Raw genomic sequence first — 19,241 nt, 5'->3', positions numbered from 1 at the left:
GCAAACGCCACGGATTTCACAGTTCCGCCTATTCGATGGTGGCAGATATTGGGATCAACGCGACCACAAACCTGTCGGCCGGCCGGGCGTGATGATGTGCTCGGACACGTACCTCGAACCGATCTCGAATTGCGAAGGTGACCCATGACCGTCGACAACGCCAACTCCACCGCCACCGTGGTGAAACTCGGATCCCGTATCGGAGCCCGGATCGACAATGTACGGCTGGGCGCCGACCTCGATCCGGCCACTGTGGACACCATCCGCCGGGCGCTGCTCGAACACAAGGTGATCTTCTTCCAGGGGCAGCACCACCTGGACGAGGACGAGCAGTACGAATTCGCGCGCCTGCTCGGCGCCCTCACCACTCCCCACCCGACCGTCACGTCCAAGGGGTGAAGACCCTCACCATCGACTCGGAGTACGGACGCGCCAACAGTTGGCACTCCGATGTCACCTTCGTGGACCGTATCCCCAAGGCGTCCATCCTGCGCGCGGTACACCTGCCCTCCTATGGTGGCTCCACGACGTGGGCGTCAACCGTCGCCGGGTACGAATCGCTGCCGGAACCGCTGCGGGTGCTCGCCGAGAACCTGCGCGCGGTGCACACCAACACCTACGACTACGCGGCCCGACACGGTCACCGGCCCGATGAGAAGGAAAGCGAATACCGCATCGAGTTCGAATCCATCGTCTATGAAACCGAACACCCGGTCGTGCGGGTGCACCCGGAGACCGGCGAACGCGCCTTGCTGCTCGGACATTTCGTGAAAGAATTCGTCGGCCTCGATACGACCGAATCGCAGGCCCTGTTCCGGCTCCTGCAGGACCGCGTGATCCGACTGGAGAACACCGTCCGCTGGAATTGGTCGGACGGTGACGTGGCGATCTGGGACAACCGCGCCACCCAGCACTACGCCATCGATGATTACGACGGACAGCCCCGCCGGCTCACCCGGATCACCCTCGCCGGCGATATCCCGGTCGGCGTGAACGGCGACACCAGCCGGGTCATCACCGGCGACGCCGAACACTATTCGGTCGTCGACGAGCCGCAGCTCCTCGCCTCCTGACGCCGTGCGGCCGGGTCCGATTGCGATCACGACGAGAACAAACCTCGTTCGCAGCGGACCCGGCCTCTACTTTCGCCCCGTGAGCACCATCGGCAGCGGTACACAGCCGCAACGCGCCGATCAACCGACACCCGGGTGCGGTACAGCGGTTCCTCTACCGCCACCGTTCTCTTGCACTCAGGACTCGGAAATCGCACGCCGCCTCGCTTCCATACCTATTCACGCTCGGGCGTTTGCCACAGTTTTACGCATGCCTCATGGCAGTTTCGATTGTCTTATTTTTGTTCCGTCGATCAGGATAAATGGTAAAGTTGTCTGATGCATATATCCGCATATTAACATTTTTTCGACCCAGGAGCGCAATTCCGGCGGCGAAACGGCTACCGCGTGCGGCACATACCCGCAGCCGTACGGCTCATCGTGAGCGGACGGCACAGACCATCCCACTCCTTCACGGAATGCTCGGACGGTGCCGGCTTCGGCATCGGCGGACCACCGCAGCCCGGAGGCAGAACGGTGGTCGCCGTGCCGGTCCGGACAGGACACCGACGGTGGCCGTCGGGCCGCTCAGCGAGCGAGCGACCGTGCCGTTCCTCGGCGAGCACGCACGGCGGGATCCGCTGGGCGTGTGAACCGGTCGAGGCGGTGAAGAGCAAGCGCCGCCACCGCGCCGATCACGGCCATACCCGACCAGACCGCCCAGTCGACACCGGCGGCGCGAGCCGCGCCGACGACCGCACCCGTGGCCAGATTTCCGACCAGGATCCCGATACCGACCACGGTGTTGTAGAACCCGTAGTGCGTGGCCATCAGCCGGTCCCCCGACAACGCAACGACGGTATCCATCTCGAACGGGAAGACCGCCGCCGTACCGATCGCGAGCAACGCGGCCACCACGAGCAGCGCTCCGACGGCCGCGGTCGTCCCGAACCGCTGCGCGTCCGGGACGACCGCCAGCGGTAGGAACGACGCCGCCAACACTCCCATACCGACGACCAGAGCGCGACCGGTCCCCCATCGGGACCGGAACCATGCGGTGATCCGTATCTGCCCGACCACGGCGACGACGCCCGATACCGCGAACAACGCCGAGGTCACCAACTGCGCGCGGTCGCCCGCGATGTACTGTGCCTGCAGCGGTAGAGCGAGATACACCTGGAACGACAGCACGTACGAACCGATCATGGCCGTCGCGAACGCCACGAACCTCCGATTGGACACCACGGTTCGCCAGTCCTCGAGAACCGAGGTCCGTTCGGCCGCTACCGTGCCGCGGCGCGCGGGCAAAGCGAACAGTTGCGCCACGGTCAGCACCGCGAACACGGCGGCCGCCGCGACGGCCGCGATGCGGAAGTCCACGGCGAGCAAGGCCAGGCCGACCAGCGGCCCGGCCAGGATGCCCGCCTGGTAGAAGACGTTGAATACGGCGAACGCCTCCACTCGACGCTCCCCCGCGTCGGCGGCAAGGTATGCCCGCACGGCAGGGTTGAACAGCGCACCCGCGAAACCCGTGGCCGCCGAGGCGATCAGCAGGCCGGGCAGGGATGTGGCGAAGACGAGCAGTGCGAAACCACCGGTGCGCAACAGGCATCCTGCGACGATCAGCGGCTTGTAGCCGAACCGGTCGGCGAGAGTACCGCCGACCAGGAACATACCTTGTTGAGAGAAGTTGCGTACTCCCAATACCAGCCCGACCGCCCAGGCGGCCAACCCCACCGGTCCGGCGAGGTATCCGGCCAGATACGGCATCAGCATGTAGAAGCCGAGGTTGATGCCGAACTGGTTGATCATCAGCAGCCGGGACGGTGTGTCGAAAGCACGGAATCTCGCGATCATCGTCATGCCCCCTGTCGTCGGTCGAAAACGTGCCCCCGGGGGTCCACAACGGTGGTGCAGCGGGTCCACGATGTCACCACCGTGTCGGTGGGATGTGCGATGATGTCGGGTTCGACAGGCGGGTCGATACCGAGCAAACCGTGCTCTTCGCAGTAGGCATCGTTGTAGACCGTGTCGAAGTAACGGTGTGGACCGTCCGGGAACACCGCCGCGATGTGGGTGTCGGGGCCGTGCATGCGGGCCGCCCATCCCGCCACCAGTGCCACCGCACCGACACTCCAACCGCCGCTGGCGTGATAGCGGCCCGCCAGTGTGCGGCACGCCCACACCGCTTCCGCGGGCGCGACCCAGTGCACCTCGTCGAAGGCGGCATAGTCCACATTGCGCGGATGGATACTCGACCCCAGACCACGCATCAGCCGCGAACCGGCCGGCTGACCGAAAATGGTGGACGACACCGTGTCCACGCCGATCAGTTCGAGCTCGGGGTTGAAGCGCCGCAGTACCCGCGCCACCCCGGCCGAATGACCACCCGTGCCGACCGCGCATACCAGGACGTCGACACCACCGAGTTGTTCGACGAGTTCGAGGGCGAGGGACTCGTAGCCGGCTACATTGTCCGGATTGTGGTATTGGTCGGGGCACCAGGCGTCGGGGTCGGCGGCCAGCAACTCCGCCACCCGGTCGCGACGTGCCTGCTGCCAGCCGCCCGAGGGATGCGGCTCGGTCACCACGTCCACTGTCGTCCCGTACGCGGCCAGCATTCGCGCGACGATCGGTTCCAGGCCGGCATCGGTCACCACGGTCACGGGGTGCCGATACACCAGGCCTGCCAGTGCCAGTCCCAGACCCAATGTGCCACTGGTGGATTCGATGATCCGCGCACCGGGCACGAGGTCACCGCGCTGTTCTGCCACCCGCACCATGTGCAGGGCGGGACGGTCCTTCATACCGCCGGGATTGTGGCCTTCCAACTTGGCCCAGAAACCCCGCCCGGCGGGGGCCAGCGGCTCGCCCACCCAGAGCACGGGAGTGTTGCCGACCAGCCCGTCCAGGTGCCGAGCGGGTCCGGGCAGGGGAACAGCGGTTGTGACAGCCCTGTCGATCACTGCCTTGTTCATAGGTATCGCTTTCTGTATCGCCACCGCCCGGGGCGGTGTGCGTGAGACATGTGGGCAGCGGACACCGGCCGACGGCAGGTCGGCCTGACGCTGACCGGTCAGCGTCGTGCGATACAGAGACGTGTCAGGATGGACCGACCGCTCCCAGCGGACACCGGCGTACCAGGTGGTCCGCGCACGGCGCGGGGCGCGCGGCCGAGGGCGAGCACCGGAATCACGGCGACGGCGACGAGGAAGAACAACAGGTGCGGCGGCGGCACGCTCCCGGTGACTTCCGGAAGCGTGGACTTGACGAGACAGTGCAGGATATGCGGGCCGCACGGATGGATACCCCCGTGCGCGAACAGGCCACCGACGTCCGTGGTCGGTTCGGGCATCGGCCGGATCACCGCGGTCCCATACGAATGGTCGACGACCGCCGAGTGGGCGTGGCCGTCGGCCATCGCGTGGGTGTGCTCCTCGCCGCCGAACGCGCAATCCACCATCAGCGCCACGAGCAAGACCACCACGAGCAGCGCGGGAGCCGAGCTCCACCGCCGCAGCCGGTCAGTGCGCGTCATCGCCGTCCCATCCACCGTGCCTTCGTATACCCGTCCGCGACCATACCCCGCGGGGGTTTATCACAACACGTCGACACGGCCCATGGTGAAACATTGCGTCGACTGCCACATTCACCGTATACCCGCGCAGGGTATATACAAAGGAGCGGGGCAGTGGAATCGCATCGGAATCACCCGGCCGTCGACCGGCGGAACCGACGGTCCGCCACTATCTCCCGGCGAGCAATCGCAGCGTCTGCTCGCGCACCGGGGCGGTGCCCGGATCGGTGCCGGTGAAAGCGCTGCCGATGGGACTGATCATGACCTCGTCCACGTCGTACTCCGCGGCCAACTCCGCCACCCGGCGGCGGGATTCGGCCGGGGTGCCGATAACCCACCTGGCCCGCATCGCGTCCAGGAAAACCCGGTGGGACGCCGGAATTTCGACCTGTTCCGCTTCCTCGACCAATGGCAGCGGCGCCAATGGGGCGCCGGTGCGCAGCGCCAGGAGGGTGAGCATCTGCGCCCTCCCCAACCGCTCGGCCTCCTCGGTCGTATCGGCCACACAGGCGTTGACGGTGAGGAAGGTGCGTGGCTCCTTCAGCTCCGGCGACGGCCGGAAGGTGGAGCGGTAGAGTTCGAGCGCCTCCGCAGTGCCCTGCCCGGTGAAGTGATGGGCGAAGACGTACGGCATCCCCTTCTCCGCGGCCAGGCGTGCAGAGTAGTCGGAGGAACCGAGCAGCCAGATCGTCGGCACCGACGTCGCGTGTGGGGTGGCGTGCAGTTCGTGACGGCGCCCGCCCACGGAGAGGGCCACCCCGGAGCGGTCCATCATGGCCAGCACATTGTCGACGTACTCGGGGAAACGGGTGGCGTTCTCGTCGCTCACTCCCCCGGCTCCGTGCCGCAGCGCCCATCCGGTGACCGGGTCGGTTCCAGGCGCTCGGCCGATACCCAGATCGATCCGGCCCGGGAAGGCCGCCTCGAGCAGCGCGAACTGTTCGGCCACCACGAGCGGGGCATGGTTGGGCAGCATCACACCGCCCGAACCCACCCGCATCCGCGCGGTGGCCGAGGCCAGCAGGCCGATGAGCACCGGCGGGTTGGTCGCCGCCACCGCGGGCATATTGTGGTGTTCCGCCACCCAGTAGCGCACATACCCCAACTCTTCGGCCACCTTCGCCAGCCTCAGCGACGCCTGGATGGCATCACCGCTGGATTGATCGGTGCGTACCGGCACCAGGTCGAGTACGGACAGGGCGGGTGGAGACCAGTTCATAGTTCACATCATCCTCGGCCTCCGGATTCAGCGCAGAGGTAAGAGGGGACCGTCCCACTGGGCGAGCCCTGCCCCACCACCACCGGACCCGCAGGTGCATGCTGGGTGACCGAGGCCGCACGGTACACCGGCCGTCATCGACCCAGGAGTACTCATGACCACACTGCAGCGCTACACCGACCGACGCGTTCTCGTCACCGGCGGCGGATCGGGTATCGGCCAGGCCACGGTCCTGCGCATTCTCGCCGAGAACGCGCAGGTCGTCGCCGCCGATATCAGCGAGGAGGGTCTGAAAGACACCCTCGCCAGGGCCGGTGAGCACGCAGAACGCCTGCGTACCCAGGTCATGGACATCTCCGACGAGGAGTCGGTGAATACCGGCGTGGCCGCGGCCGTGGCGGCACTCGGCGGGCTGGATACCCTGGTGAACGCCGCGGGTATTCTGCGTTCGGCGCATTTCGAACAGACCAGCCTGGCCGATTTCGAGCAGGTGCTGCGCGTCAATCTTATCGGCACCTTCCTCGTCATCCGTGCCGCGATCCCCGCGCTGCGCGAGGGCAACAGCCCGGCCGTGGTCAACTTCAGCTCCACCTCGGCCGCCTTCGCGCATCCGTACATGTCCGCGTACGCGGCATCCAAGGCCGGTGTCCAGGCGATGACCCATGCGCTCGCCATGGAGTTCAGCAAACAGGGCATTCGCTTCAATGCCGTTCAGCCGGGCTCCATTTCCTCCGGTATGACCGACGGCACCGGCGAATCGAAGCAGAGCGTGGGCCCCGGCCTGCCCGCCGATGTGGATTTCGGTCTGTTTGCGAAGGCCACCCCGATGCTGCCGCTGGAGAACGGGGCCATCTTCGCCCGGCCGGACGCCGTCGCCGGTGTCGTCGCCATGCTCGGCTCCCCCGACGCCTACTTCGTCACCGGAACCGAGGTTCGTATCGACGGCGGATCGCACATGTGACCAGAGGGGTGCGCCGGGCACCGCGGCCATGATGTACCGGCTGCGGCACAGCGTGTTTCGTGAACGGCCGGAAACCGGCCCCCACCGCGTTTACGATAAACCGCCCCTGCCGGTCGGCGCTGTCCGGTATGTGGGACCGGCGGCTTGTCGCCGCCGAATCGCCCGATAGAGCAGCAGCTCAGGAGTGATGGGGAGTGGACGGGCACGCCCGCTGCGGTTCGTCACGATCGCCGCGAGCGTGGGTCTCGCGCTCCGACGGGGTGGCCCGACCGCGGCCGAGCGTGTCCGGCGCCTGGTGGGCGATACTCCCGTGCACCCGGGTCTGCGTATGGCCGCGGCACAGGCTCCGGCCGCATGGGACCGCGGTGAGGTCGCACCCGCGTTCCGCCTGCTGATGTGGCCGATGCTCGACGACCGCACCGCACGCGCGGATCTCGACACCCGATACATGCGTTTGCGGAGTCCGGCCTGCGACTGTTTCGGACGGTAGTTCTATTTGGCCGGTGCCATCCCCGACGATCGGACGACTGCTACGTTCCACCGCACCGCCCACCCCGATGCGCTCGGGGGGCGACAGGCCCACATAAACTGGTACACATCGAAGTAGAACCTGTTCTAGGCCGACGTGTTCCCGCCTGCCGGACCAGGGACTGTCGAGCGCCCCACGACCCGAGCGAGAGATTGTGCCTGTTGCCCTGACCACCGATCAGTCCGCGCTGGCGGAAAGCGTCGCGGGATTCGCAGAACGCCACGCCACCCGCGAATACACCCGCAAGAACACCGAGCGGCTGAAACGAGGTGAGCGACCCGACCACTGGACGGGTCTGGTCGCGCTCGGCCTGCCCGGAGTGCATCTGCCCGAGAATGTCGGCGGGCAGGGCGGGACCCTCGACGATATCGCGGTGGTGATCGCGGAGGCAGGACGCGCATTGCTGCCCGGTCCGCTGCTTCCGTCCGTTATCGCGAGCACCATCATCGCCACCGCGAACCGAGACGACATACGAGACGAGGCCCTACGGCGGTTCGCCGAGGGCGGTACCGGGGCGGTCATCCTGCCCGAGCACGCGGTGCGATTCACCGATGGTGACGAACCGCGGCTGGCCGGCGAGACCGGCCCGGTTCTCGGCGCTGCCGCCGCCGAGTCGTTCCTGGTGGCGGCGACCGAGGGGTCCGGCGCGGTGCGCGGGTGGTTCCTCGTCGGACAGAACACCCCGGGTGTCGAGGTGGAGGTGCGGGACGGCGTCGATCTGGGCCGCGATATCGCAGTGGTGCGCTTCCGGGACGCGACGGTCGGCTCCGCGCTGTCGGGTATCGATGCCGACAGGGCAACCGCCGTCGCGGTGGCGTCCATGGCGGTCGAGGCCGCGGGGGTCATCCGCTGGTGCTCGGATACCGCCACCGCCTACGTCAAGACCCGCAGGCAGTTCGGCCGGCCGATCGGCGCCTTCCAGGCGGTACAGCATCGGACGGCGCAACTGCTGATCACCGCCGAACTGGCCGCGGCGGCCGCCTGGGACGCCATCCGGGGTCTCGACGACGAGGCGGATCAGCGCGCCCACGCCGTCGCGGGGGCGGCGATCACGGCACTGGGCACCGCGGTACACGCCGCGGTGGAATGCCTCGGCGTGCACGGTGCCATCGGATTCACCTGGGAGCACGACCTGCACCTGTACTGGCGGCGGGCCATGGCACTGGCCGGGCTCGCCGGTCCACTCGAATCATGGGAACTGCGGCTCGGCGAAATCGCCCTGCGCGGTCCCCGCAATTTCACGGTACCGCTGCCGGAGACGGATTCCACGTTCCGCGCATGGGCGTCGGAGATCCTCGACCGGGCCGTGGAACTGGGGAACCCGAACCCGTCCACGATCGGCGACCACGATTCGGTGGCCACCGGTCCGCGTCGTACCCTACTGGCCGACAACGGCCTGGTGGCCCCACCCATGGCCAAACCCTATGGAATCGAGGCCGGCCCGCTGGAACAGCTGGTCCTGCAGGATGAATTCGACCGGCACGGACTCGCTCAACCCTCCATGGGCATCGGACAGTGGGTGGTGCCCATCGTTCTGCATCGCGGCACCCCCGAACAGCTCGAGCGGCTCGCGGGACCGGCGCTGCGCGGCGAGGAAATCTGGTGCCAGCTGTTCAGCGAACCCGAAGCAGGCTCCGATGTGGCCTCGCTGAGCCTGCGGGCCACCAAGGTCGACGGCGGTTGGCGGCTGAACGGGCAGAAGATCTGGACCACCCTCGCACACCGCGCCGACTGGGGACTGCTGCTGGCCCGCACCGACGGTGCGGCCGAACGGCATCGCGGGCTCAGCATGTTTCTCGTCGATATGCACGGCGACGGTGTCGAGGTCCGCCCCATCACACAGGCCAGCGGCGACGCGGAGTTCAACGAGGTGTTCTTCGACGACGCCTTCGTCCCCGACTCCATGATCCTCGGGGAACCCGGCCAGGGCTGGGCACTCACCCTGGAAACCCTTGCCCAGGAGCGGCTGTTCATCGGCGGTGTCCGGGACCCCGGCCACAACCGGCGCATCCGGCAAATCATCGAACGCGGCGAGTACGCCGGCTCACGCGACGACGCGATCCGCGCCCTCGGGCGGATCAGCGCACGGGGTGCGGCCATCTCGGCCATGAACCTGCGGGAGACCATTCGCCGCCTCGAGGGCCACGGGATCGGTCCGGCCACGAGTATCGCCAAGGCCGCCGCCTCCATGCTGCACACCGATGCCGCGGCGGCGGCGCTGAACCTCATCGGTCCCGCGGCCGCGCTGAGCGAGTCCGTCTCCGAACCCGCGCATCACGAACTCGACATCCCGACCTGGGTGATCGGCGGAGGAACCCTGGAAATCCAGCTCAATACCATCGCGACGCTGGTCATGGGACTGCCCCGCAAGTAGTGGCCGGGTTCCCCGCCCGCTTCGAGCGGGGAACCCGTTACGGGGTGATGTCCAGCAGGTTCGGCAGCCCGGCGCGCCACCGCTGTCGGTCGACTTCACGAGCGACGTCGAATTCGCCGATCGTCAGGTGCGGGGACAGTTTCGCCCGCTCCGCGTCGGATCCGGACGCGTCCAGCACAGCGTTCGCGGCATTGCGGCCACCCTCGCAGGCGCCTTCCATGGTCGCCAGATCGATATTGTTGCGGACATAGTCACCGGCCAGGAACAGGTTGGGAATCGCGGTGGTCGACACCGGTCGGTTGTCCCACGATCCGATCGTGTTGACCAGCAGCGGATCGGCATTGGTGTTCACTCCGGCGGCCGGGTCCCAGCGGATGGCGGGATCGAGGAACCATGAGTGCAGATCACCGTCGGTGAGCCGGTCGGGGAACAGCAACTCCCCCTCCCGCGATCGCGTCACCTGATACCACACCTCACGTGCCACTTCCTCGGGGCTGCATTCCCTGGCCGGTTTCCGGATCAGCGTACCGGGTGCTTCCCAGTCCGAGATACACAGCGACAGCACATCTTTCACCGTGCCGTCCCCGTAACTCGACTCGACCTTCCGCCGCCAGAACTGGTTCTGGTTGATAGCGGTCAGCCGCCAAGGCGATTCGATGAACCCGATATGACCCGGGCCGATCGGTTTATCGGTTTTCAGGAAGAATTGGATACCGTTCATCCAGTCCACCCGCAGTTCGCGGATCCGTTCCAGGCTCGGGTCGAGCCGCAGGATCTCCGGACTCAGGTATTTCGGCACCTGGTCGGGTGGGAAGGCCATGACGAACCAGTCCGCGTCCACCGTTGCGGTCCCGCCCGTGCGGTCGGCCACTTCCGCTCCGCCGATCAGGCGGTCGCGCACCGTGAGCGAGCGGACTTCGGCCCCCAGTTCGAACCGCACTCCTCGGCTCCGCAGGTAGGCCACCCAGGGTTCGATCCACACCTCGCTGGTCGGCCCGTTGAGCACCATATCCGGATAGCGGTTGTCGTTGCCGCGGTTGATGATGTTCAGCAGGAACGCCTCGGCCATATTGCAGATGGTGCGAGCGCTGGCCATATGTTCCTTGGCCGCGACCAGGGTGCGGGTGAGGGTGGAGATGAGCAGCTCGTAGTTGGCGTCGGTTCCGTCCATCCGGGCGAAATCCTTGAACGAGGTGTGCTCCCACTGTCCGAACCGGCGTTCGTCACAGCTGGTGAAATACACGAGCAGGCGCCGACCGAATCCGAGCGTCTGCGCGGGCGATATGCGCGGCACCCAGCCGAGACCGCCCAGCATCGAGTGAACGGCACGCTCCGGACGGGCGGCCAGTCCTATCGCGTTGAAGTCGAGTGCGGCGGGCGCGGTGATATCCGGTCCGTCCCATGCTCCGGTCAGGGTCAGTGCGGGCACCAGGTTGTCATAGACACCGTTGTCGTTAGCCGGGAACGGGATTCGGCGCATGGTGTCGGGTATCGCCTGATAGAAGCCGGGGAAGAAACGGAATCCGTGCTCACCGGGCAGCGGTTTCCGGCCCCCGGCCACGGCCGAGGGTGTTTCGATACTGCGCGCCTTCCCGCCCCAGGCACGCCGTTCGTACACCGTGACCTCGAACCCGCGTTCGACCAGTTCGTGTGCCGCGGTCAGGCCGGCGATACCGCCACCCAGCACCGCCACCCGACGCTTCGCGGGAGCGGTGTCGGCGCGGGCGAGGCCTGCGAGGCCACTGCCCGCCGCCACGGTTGCGGCGAACGCCACGGAACCGGCCGCACCCTTCATCAAACTCCGGCGGCTGACTGTGCGGTCGATCACTTGTTCATATCCTCATCGACAACAGGCGTAACGCCCGAACAATAACCATGCCCGCGCCGGGCCACGCCGGCAGGTCAGCGATGGATACCGTATTTCATCAGCGGGACGAAAGCGACCCGGATGAAGGTCCGCGCGGTGTCCTCGTCGTCGAAGTCCGCCCCGGCTCGCGGCGTCAGCAGCAGCGAATGCGCGAAACGGGCCACCAGCTCCGCGACGGGACGCGGATCGTAGCGTTCCACCACGCCGAGTTCCTGCGCCGCCCGCAGAACGCCCACGATGTAGTCGATGCCCTGGGAAACCATCTCCTCACCGCGGACGGTGTAGAAACCCAGGACCTCTTCCGGCGCCACCTCGATCAGTTGGGTTACCAGTGGGTGGGTCCGGGTGAGCCGCAGGATGTACAACACGGTCTCTTCGATCTGAGCCTCGACCCCCGAGGTAGCGGTCACGATGGCGGTCGCCTCCGCGAGCACCCGCTCCATCTCCCGGGACAGCGCGGCCTCGACCAGCGTGTCCTTGTTCTCGAAGCGGCGATAGATCGTCACCCGGTTGACCCCCGAGCGCCGGGCGATATCATCGAGGCTGCTCCGTCGGACGCCGACCTGGAGTATCCGCTGCAGGCCACCGCATAGGCGGATCACCGCGGACACGGCCTCGGCGTGAAGCCATGCCCACGGCGACAGGGCGTATGCCGGGGCGGGGCATCTCACACAGGCCGTCGATTTCGACCGGGTTGTCGGCACCATGGCGTAGCCTCGCGCGCGACCGAACGCTGATATCGACTTCTGCGAGGACGGGATATGTCGCGGGCACTGACGGATCTACCGTTTGCGAACTGGCTGGAATCGGCGGAGCATCTCCAGGTCGACGGCGAGTACGACTGCGCCTTCTTCGACGAGATCTCCCCGAGCGATCCCGATGCCCGGAATGCAGTGTTCACCGAATGCGCGTTCCGATCGGTGTCCGTCGAGAACGGGCAGATGCAGAGCAGTCGTTTCCATGATGTGTGGCTGCACGGAGTCCTGTTCACCGGCAGCGATCTGACCGATTCGATATGGCGCGAAGCCGAGGTGGTCGACGGTGCCTGGTCGGGTGTGATGGCGAGCGGTATGGAGTTGCGGCGGGTGGTGTTTCATGGATGTAAACTGGATTCGGTGAACTTCCGCGGTGCCGTGCTGATAAAGGTCGAGTTCGTCGACTGTGTATTGCGGCATCTCGATGTCAGCGGCGCGAAGCTCGACGAGGTGAGTTTCCCGGGTTCTCGTATCGAGGGCCTGACGGTGCGGCAGACGCAGTTGCGGAAGGTGGATTTCCGTGGAGCGCAAGGGATCGGCACCATCGAAGGGGTGGAATGGCTGAAGGGCGCGATCATCACCTCCGGTCAATTGACGGATCTGGCGCCCGCCTTCGCGGCGGGGATCGGAATCGTCGTCGACAACGAGTAGCCCGGCGGGCTCGGTCCGGTAGTCGCCCACACCGAGCGATAGCATGCAGAACATCGGCCTGACGCCTGGTGATCCGGCGGTATTTCCGTCGTACTCCACGATCGATCCGACGAAGTCGCTCGTGTCGTTCCTCGACATGGAACCCGCCGGCGGGGTTCGGCCGAGCACTGGCAATCGATAAGGACATCGGGGCGGCTTCCCGCCGCCGAACTGCCGGTTCATACGCTGTCAACAATCTGCCGGCTTTCTTAACCCTCGCTTACCTTTCCGGTAACCCATCCGTGACCACTGGCTACCAACCTCTGTAAATCCGCTGCGCCGGCGGAGCTTTCCCCTCCGCGTTCGGAAGTGAAAGAAATATCGAGGAAGTGGTACAGGTATGAGAATCAGGACGGTCACAACCGTTACCGCACTGGCCATCGCCGCGATCGGTGTCACGAGCGGCACGGTTGCCGCCGAACCCGTCCCGGCTCCCCCGCCCGGAACGACCGTGCAGACCGATATTCTTCCGGGAATCCGCTACACCGCGAATGTGGTCGACCAGTCGGTCGTGCTGCGCACCGACGCGGGATCACTGATCACCCGAGGCACGCAATTCCAGGTACTCGACGACGCGGGTCGTCTGGTGGCCGGGATGCCGTTGACCTACCTCAAGGATGGAAAGGAATGGCCGATCGCGGCTCGGGTCGAAGGCAATACGGCTGTTTTCACCCCGAGTACCGACCCCGCCGAGGCCCGGCCTGCCACCATGTTGCAGCCGGCCACGGCCGCAGAAACCGGTGGTGTCGACCCCAACACCGCCTTGAGCACGGCGGCCACCCAATTCGGCCTGGCCACCGGCATCGGCACCCTGCTCGGGTCGCTCATCGGCGGCGTACTGGGCTGCGTCGCCGGTGCTGTCATCGGTGCGCCGCTGGTGGTTCCGACGTTCTTCGCCGGCCCTATCGGTTTGTGCATCGCGGGCGGCGCCACCGGCATCACCATCGGCGCCGCCGTGGGCATGCTCGCCATCGGCGTCCCGGTCGGCATCGCCAGTGCCCTCCAGTTCTACAACTCGGTCTACGGCTGATAGACCGACCCCACTCGGCGATGCCCGGCGCGCCGCCGTGTTGCGCCGGGCATCGCCGTTTCCGATGCCCAGGACCGAACCTCGGATAAGTTCTTCGGACATATCCAGCAGAGCTGCCGGCGGAAGATGGGCGACCGATCCGGCGGTCATGATGGACCGATGGAGAAACTTCTGGTCCTCGTCAACGGGTTGCCCGGTTCGGGCAAGACGACATTGGGCCAGGCACTGGCACCGACCATGGATGCCCGGTTCCTACAGAAGGATGCCGTCAAAGAGGCCCTGGCCGGCTGTGTCGCCGGCGCCGCCGACCTGCCCACGCTGGGCGGTATAGCGATGGACGCCATATGGTCGTTGGTACAGGCATCGAGTACGACAGCGATCATCGACTCGTGGTGGTTCCGCCCCCGGGATCTGGAATTCGCCCGAGCCGGAATCGGCAAGGCGCGGGCGGACCGTGTCGTCGAGGTCTGGTGCGATGTCCCTGCCGATATCGCGCGGGCACGGTATACGAACCGATGTCGTGCCGCCCTCCACCGAGACGAACAGCGGGTGATCCGAGACTGGCATATCTGGGCCGAACGAGCCGAACCACTCGGTCTCACCCCCACCGTCCTCGTCGACACGACACGGCCGGTCGACTGCTCCGATCTCGCCCGACGAGTCGAGCGGGCGGCCGGTAGGTTGGACGCATGAACGGCAGTGGTGAAGACGTCGACGCTTCGGATTTCCGGCCCGAGAAACGGTATCGGCCAGGGCGTTGGAGTCGCCTGGAGAATGTTGTGATGACAGCTCTCACCCGCGCCGGGTTGGTGCCGTACTCCTATGTCCTTACCACCCGAGGTCGCCGAACCGGGCAGATCCGACGGAACCCGGTGCTGCTCGTGGAGCACGGCGGACAGCAGTGGCTGGTGGCACCGTACGGCGCCGTGGCCTGGGTGCACAATGTGCGTGCCGCCGGACGTGTGACGCTCACCCGCCGTTTCACGAGCCGCGACTACGCCGTTCGAGAGGTATCGGCGCAGGAGGCCGGGCCGGTGCTCCAGCGCTATATCCAGATCGCCTCCGCCACCCGAAACTACTTCCAGGCCGACCGCGACGATCCGGTCGAGCGGTTCGTCGCGGAGGCCGAGCGGCATCCCGTGTTCGCGCTCGCCCCGGTCGACGCACGGTAGCCGTCCTCGGCGCTCTCCGAAGTACACCGCCGACCTGGATGAACACCGACGGTGAAAGAGTCACGTGCCGGGCCCGGACCGGGCTACGGGGCCGAGGACGCCGCCGATCGAACGCGGTACCGCGCGGGGACGGTCCGAGGGCCGAGGGGACAACCCCTCCCCCGGTCTGGCAGCGCCCGACCTCACACGGCACACTCGTCGGTGCGCGAGTAGGTGTACGCATGGCAGACCGACCGATTCGCCTGGCCAACTTATCCGGCCATTTCGGAGACCGGTTCATCGCCGGCGACGAGGTCCTCGCCGGCGATCCGGTGGATGTACCGGTGGGCGACTACCCGGCGGAGATCGCCCTCGCGGCGCCGGCCGCCCCTTATCCGAAGGACCCGGTCGCGGGTATGTCAAATACTTCGCCGACCAGGGGAGACCGCATCTGGGGGCGATCGCCGAGCGAGGGATCAAGATCGTCACCGACCAGGTGCGTACGTCGCGGACACCGGCCGATACCGCACGATCCTCGTCCCGTGCGGATCCGGCCGCGCCGAATGGCTGCCAGGATGAGGGAAGCCGTTGGGCCGCAACAGCCCGGGCTCGAGAGGATCTCTTGCTGTGCATGACTATGAGAAGCTTGTCGACAGGGTTCGCGGCACGATGCTGGGCGGTGCGGTCGGAGACGCGCTCGGTTGGCCGATCGAATTCCTCCGCCTGGGACAGATCCGGGAACGCCACGGCCAGAGCGGGGTGACCGGTTTCCTGCCGGGCCCCGTACCGGGAGAACCCCAGCAGATCACCGACGACACCCAGATGACGCTGTTCACCGCCGAGGGGCTGCTGCGCTGTCCGCCCGGAGCCGATCCGGTGCCGGTGCTGCGCCGCGCGTATCTGCGCTGGTTGGCCACGCAGCGCCAGTCCGAGCCCGATCCACGACCGGACGGATGGGCGGCCGGTCTGCGGTTCCTCTACGCGGTCCGGGCCCCGGGCAACGCCTGTATGAACGGTTTGGTGCGACAGTCCGAGCGATATCTGGAACCGCTGCCGTTCGGCACACCCGGACCGGTCAACCCGCAGTCCAAGGGATGTGGCACGGTGATGCGGTCGGCGCCGTTCGGTCTGGTCGGCCTCGGGCCCGAGCAGGCGTTCACCCTCGCCGCACAGTGCGGGCAACTGACCCACGGTCACCCCACCGGCTACCTGGCCGCGGGCGCCTTCGCGGCACTGATCGAGCATCTCGTCGGCGGGGGCGAATTGCGCACCGCGGTGCGGGAGGCCGTCGCCCGACTCCGCACGGTTTCCGGCGGCGAGGAGACCGCCGAGGCGATCGACCACGCCCTCGCCGTCGCCGATTCCGGTCCCGCGACCCCGGAGGGCGTGGAACGGGTGGGCGAGGGATGGACCGCCGAGGAGTGCCTGGCCGTGGCCGTGTACTGCGCGTTGCACGCGGAGCGGACCGGCGATGCCCGGGGTGCCCTGCTGCTGTCGGTGAACCATTCCGGCGACTCCGATTCCACCGGCGCGGTGGCCGGCAATCTCCTCGGCGCGGGCCATGGCCTGTCGGCACTGCCGATGGAATGGGTCGGCGCGGTGGAAGGACGCGACGTACTGGTACAGGTCGCCGACGATCTCGTACGGGCCTTCCACTACGGCCAACGGCTCCAATTGGGCGACCGCTATCCCCTGGATACGGCAGACAACCGGTGACCACGCTCCCGGCACTGTCACTGACAGCTCTACGAAAAGACGGCTTCCGGTACGTCCCGTCGCGATAACGTGAACCGGGCACCGCTTCCGCGGCCGAGCGCACGACGGACCCCGAAACGCACCTACGGTGGCGAGGTCGCGGGGCACGCCATGCCGGCGGCCGGGCTCACCGTGTCGGAGGAGCGGCCCACCCACTCCGCGCAAACCTGCTTCCTGCTGCCGGGCGGTATGACGGTGCCCACCGAGTTCGCGGTCGATGTGGTACGCGACGCCACATCGTTTTCCGCATGCCGGGGCCGAGGCGAGCCAGAACGGCCGCGTCATCTCCACGATGTCGGCGTCGTTCCATCGCCCCTGAACCGGCCTCGCCCACCGGATTCCGACCCTCGAAATACCCGATCCCGATCGGCCGCCCGACCTGGAGGAGCTGTTCATCGGCGACGAGAACGGCCTGGGCCGGGCCACCGGTTTCCTGGACGCACTCGATATCGACGCCCGTTTCCCCGCCCTGCCCAACCGTGCACAGGCACTGCTGGGCCGTACCGCACCACCTCGGCAAGCGTCTGGCTTCGGACCCGCAAGCCCGGCGTGAACGTGCCGCTCGGGCAGGCGGCCTGCCTGATGCATCTCAGCGACCTGCTGCTGCTCTCGACGGCGCTCGGCCCGCATGGGCACGACCTGTGCGGTGAGCATATGAGTTCGCCACCCTCACCTATTCGGTGTGGTTCCACGCGCCGCTGCGGGCCGACGAACGGTTTCTCTACAACCAGGACAGCAGCTGGGCGACCGGCGACCGGGCCCCGAGTCGGGGCGAGATCTTCGACCGGTCGGGCCGGCTGTGCGCGAGCACGAGGCAGGAGGGGCTCATCCGTCCGTGCCGGCCCCTGTGGTGCTCGGAGTAACGGTGACGGACGAGCGCGCATCGACCGGCCCGGTGCGCACGATGCCCGCCGCCCGTGCGGCACGCAGCCAGTCGGGGAACTCGCCGAGCAGACGGTTGTACAGGTCGGCGTCACCGAGCCCGTCGATATCGTCGACCGTGAAGAAACCGGCGTTGTCGACCACCCGCCCGTCCATCTCGTCCAACTGGCGCAGAATCCCGTAGTCGGCCTTACCGCCCATGCCCACGAACTGCCAGAAAGCCGGCAGCGCCGCCGCCTTCCGCATCAAGGCGGCGATCTTGGCCTTCTCACGGAAACCGCCGTCGGTGAAGAACAGCACCAGGGTAGGTGATCCGTCCCCGCTCAACCCGGCGATGACCTCGTTCATGATGGGGATCTCGTCGTTGACTCCGCCGATCATCGCGTAATCGATGCCTCCGTGGACCCCGGACAGGTGCAGGAAGGTACCGCACCAGGCGTCGGCGTGTTCGACGGTGATCTCCGGAAGTTTGGCGAAGCGCACCGCGTACAGGTAAGGCTCGAGGCGGCCGTTGTCGTCGAGCTGGATGGCGACCGGGATCATCCGCTGGACGACCCGATGTACCACCCCCTTCCGGTACAGCTTGTGCATACTGCCGGTTTTATCGATCACCAGTACCACGCGCGCCCGAACGTCGCTCGCGCCTTTCTTCATCAGGACCGTCGCGACTTCCCGTTTACGCAGGTCCAGTTTCTGGCGCTTCTCCAGGGACAGCTTCTCCTCGCCCGGTGCGGTCCGCACCGGCGGTGTGTCGGTGAGCACCGGCCGCGGCGTCGAGGCGAGAGGGCGCCCCTGTGCGGCCTCGGGTTCGTGCCGGTATACGGGAACCGGCGCGGGTTCGTCGTCGACCACCACACCGTGGTCGGTGACCAGCGCGGCGAAACCGCCGGCGTACCCTTGCCCGACAGCGCGGACCTTCCAGCCGTCGTCGCGGCGGTACAGTTCCAGCGCGATCACGACGGACTCGCTGCCCAGTCCGTCGATCCGATAGCGGTACCGGATCTGGCCGGCGGGATCGGCCACGGCGGCGATCGGGGGCGGGATCCGGCCGAAGGTGTTCGTGGTGTCGTCGAGGGTTGTCACGATCCGCACCTGCGCGATATCGGCGGGCACGGCGGCGGTCGACACCTCCAGAACGGCCGGTTGTCCATCCGCTGCGGGACGTAGCCGCACGCCGGAACCGGTGGGCTGGTTGTAGAACACGAAATCGGCATCGGAGCGGACCTTGCCGCGCTCGTCGACCAGCAGCGCGCAGAGATCGGCGGGCGCCGCGATCTCCACCGAGATCACCAGCTCACCGACCTCCAGCGGCCCGTTCTGCCCCTTCACCAAATATGTGGTCGCCGTCGCACTCATCGTGATCGTCCTTTGCCGCGGGAGGGTAACCGGATCACCGTAA

At 67.0% G+C, this 19,241-nt stretch carries 16 protein-coding genes and 3 pseudogenes; 12 read left to right on the top strand and 7 right to left on the bottom strand.

What is annotated here, in order from left to right; genetic code table 11:
- The first annotated feature begins 144 nt into the window (after positions 1–144).
- A pseudogene (locus ON20_RS11705) lies at positions 145–1,073 on the top strand (TauD/TfdA dioxygenase family protein).
- A 567-nt stretch (positions 1,074–1,640) separates the two neighbouring features.
- Here ON20_RS11705 and ON20_RS11700 read toward each other — a convergent pair.
- The 4 genes from ON20_RS11700 to ON20_RS11685 form a co-directional block, all read right to left on the bottom strand.
- Positions 1,641–2,915: an MFS transporter gene (locus ON20_RS11700; RefSeq protein ID WP_040835228.1), complete on the bottom strand. Its 1,275-nt coding sequence runs from the start codon at positions 2,913–2,915 to the stop codon at positions 1,641–1,643.
- The gene (locus ON20_RS11695; protein ID WP_040835226.1) at positions 2,912–4,030 is read right to left on the bottom strand and encodes a PLP-dependent cysteine synthase family protein; all 1,119 of its coding nucleotides are present in this window, start codon (positions 4,028–4,030) and stop codon (positions 2,912–2,914) included. The genes ON20_RS11700 and ON20_RS11695 overlap by 4 nt, the downstream gene beginning before the upstream one ends.
- 98 nt (positions 4,031–4,128) lie before the next feature.
- Positions 4,129–4,590, bottom strand: a complete 462-nt coding sequence (gene lpqS / locus ON20_RS11690) for a putative copper homeostasis (lipo)protein LpqS (protein ID WP_040835224.1) — start codon at positions 4,588–4,590, stop codon at positions 4,129–4,131.
- 208 nt (positions 4,591–4,798) lie between these two features.
- Entirely contained in the window at positions 4,799–5,848 is a 1,050-nt protein-coding gene (locus ON20_RS11685) for an LLM class flavin-dependent oxidoreductase (protein WP_040835223.1), read from the bottom strand.
- Positions 5,849–6,002: 154 nt separating this feature from the next.
- Between ON20_RS11685 and ON20_RS11680 the strand changes: the two genes are divergently transcribed.
- The 3 genes from ON20_RS11680 to ON20_RS11670 all read left to right on the top strand — a co-directional run bounded on the left by ON20_RS11680 (position 6,003) and on the right by ON20_RS11670 (position 9,712).
- Positions 6,003–6,809, top strand: a complete 807-nt coding sequence (locus tag ON20_RS11680) for an SDR family NAD(P)-dependent oxidoreductase (protein WP_040835222.1) — start codon at positions 6,003–6,005, stop codon at positions 6,807–6,809.
- Positions 6,810–6,996: 187 nt separating this feature from the next.
- Positions 6,997–7,299 carry a hypothetical protein gene (locus tag ON20_RS40985; RefSeq protein ID WP_040835221.1) on the top strand — a complete coding sequence of 101 codons (303 nt, stop codon included), beginning with the start codon at positions 6,997–6,999 and terminating at the stop codon, positions 7,297–7,299.
- 193 nt (positions 7,300–7,492) lie between these two features.
- Positions 7,493–9,712 carry an acyl-CoA dehydrogenase family protein gene (locus tag ON20_RS11670; protein WP_040835219.1) on the top strand — a complete coding sequence of 740 codons (2,220 nt, stop codon included), beginning with the start codon at positions 7,493–7,495 and terminating at the stop codon, positions 9,710–9,712.
- A gap of 37 nt (positions 9,713–9,749) precedes the next feature.
- On the opposite strand, the gene ON20_RS11665 is transcribed toward ON20_RS11670, so the two are convergent.
- Complete coding sequence (locus ON20_RS11665; protein ID WP_040835218.1) at positions 9,750–11,540, bottom strand: hydroxysqualene dehydroxylase; 1,791 nt, start codon at positions 11,538–11,540, stop codon at positions 9,750–9,752.
- A gap of 74 nt (positions 11,541–11,614) precedes the next feature.
- Positions 11,615–12,190, bottom strand: coding sequence for a TetR/AcrR family transcriptional regulator (locus ON20_RS11660; protein WP_040835330.1), 576 nt, complete (start codon positions 12,188–12,190; stop codon positions 11,615–11,617).
- Between the two features lie 150 nt (positions 12,191–12,340).
- Between ON20_RS11660 and ON20_RS11655 the strand changes: the two genes are divergently transcribed.
- The 8 genes and pseudogenes from ON20_RS11655 to ON20_RS40530 form a co-directional block, all read left to right on the top strand.
- Positions 12,341–12,985 carry a pentapeptide repeat-containing protein gene (locus tag ON20_RS11655; protein WP_040835217.1) on the top strand — a complete coding sequence of 215 codons (645 nt, stop codon included), beginning with the start codon at positions 12,341–12,343 and terminating at the stop codon, positions 12,983–12,985.
- A gap of 379 nt (positions 12,986–13,364) precedes the next feature.
- Positions 13,365–14,054, top strand: a complete 690-nt coding sequence (locus ON20_RS11650) for a DUF8020 domain-containing protein (RefSeq protein WP_051162223.1) — start codon at positions 13,365–13,367, stop codon at positions 14,052–14,054.
- Positions 14,055–14,213: 159 nt separating this feature from the next.
- The gene (locus ON20_RS11645; RefSeq protein WP_040835215.1) at positions 14,214–14,747 is read left to right on the top strand and encodes a P-loop nucleotide/nucleoside kinase family protein; all 534 of its coding nucleotides are present in this window, start codon (positions 14,214–14,216) and stop codon (positions 14,745–14,747) included.
- 89 nt (positions 14,748–14,836) lie between these two features.
- On the top strand, positions 14,837–15,226 hold the full coding sequence (locus ON20_RS11640) for a nitroreductase family deazaflavin-dependent oxidoreductase (RefSeq protein WP_083864856.1): 390 nt from the start codon (positions 14,837–14,839) through the stop codon (positions 15,224–15,226).
- A 38-nt stretch (positions 15,227–15,264) separates the two neighbouring features.
- Complete coding sequence (locus tag ON20_RS40980) at positions 15,265–15,840, top strand: acyclic terpene utilization AtuA family protein (protein WP_438803405.1); 576 nt, start codon at positions 15,265–15,267, stop codon at positions 15,838–15,840.
- Positions 15,833–16,921, top strand: coding sequence for an ADP-ribosylglycohydrolase family protein (locus ON20_RS11635; RefSeq protein ID WP_040835213.1), 1,089 nt, complete (start codon positions 15,833–15,835; stop codon positions 16,919–16,921). The genes ON20_RS40980 and ON20_RS11635 overlap by 8 nt, the downstream gene beginning before the upstream one ends.
- Before the next feature lie 69 nt (positions 16,922–16,990).
- Positions 16,991–17,203 (top strand): annotated as a pseudogene (locus tag ON20_RS40975) (acyl-CoA thioesterase domain-containing protein); the annotation flags it as partial.
- Between the two features lie 431 nt (positions 17,204–17,634).
- Positions 17,635–17,823, top strand: a pseudogene (locus ON20_RS40530) (acyl-CoA thioesterase II); the annotation flags it as partial.
- On the opposite strand, the gene ON20_RS11620 reads toward ON20_RS40530, so the two are convergent.
- Positions 17,786–19,198 (bottom strand): VWA domain-containing protein, encoded by a 1,413-nt coding sequence (locus ON20_RS11620; protein WP_083864855.1) that lies wholly within the window; start codon positions 19,196–19,198, stop codon positions 17,786–17,788. The pseudogene ON20_RS40530 and the gene ON20_RS11620 sit on opposite strands and share 38 nt — an antisense overlap.
- Positions 19,199–19,241 lie beyond the last annotated feature (43 nt).

Origin of the sequence: Nocardia brevicatena NBRC 12119 (assembly GCF_000308495.1) — a bacterium.
In the GTDB taxonomy this organism is placed as follows: domain Bacteria; phylum Actinomycetota; class Actinomycetes; order Mycobacteriales; family Mycobacteriaceae; genus Nocardia; species Nocardia brevicatena.
The sequence above is the reverse complement of the archived record's forward strand: the minus strand, read 5'-3'. Positions and strand labels throughout refer to the sequence as shown.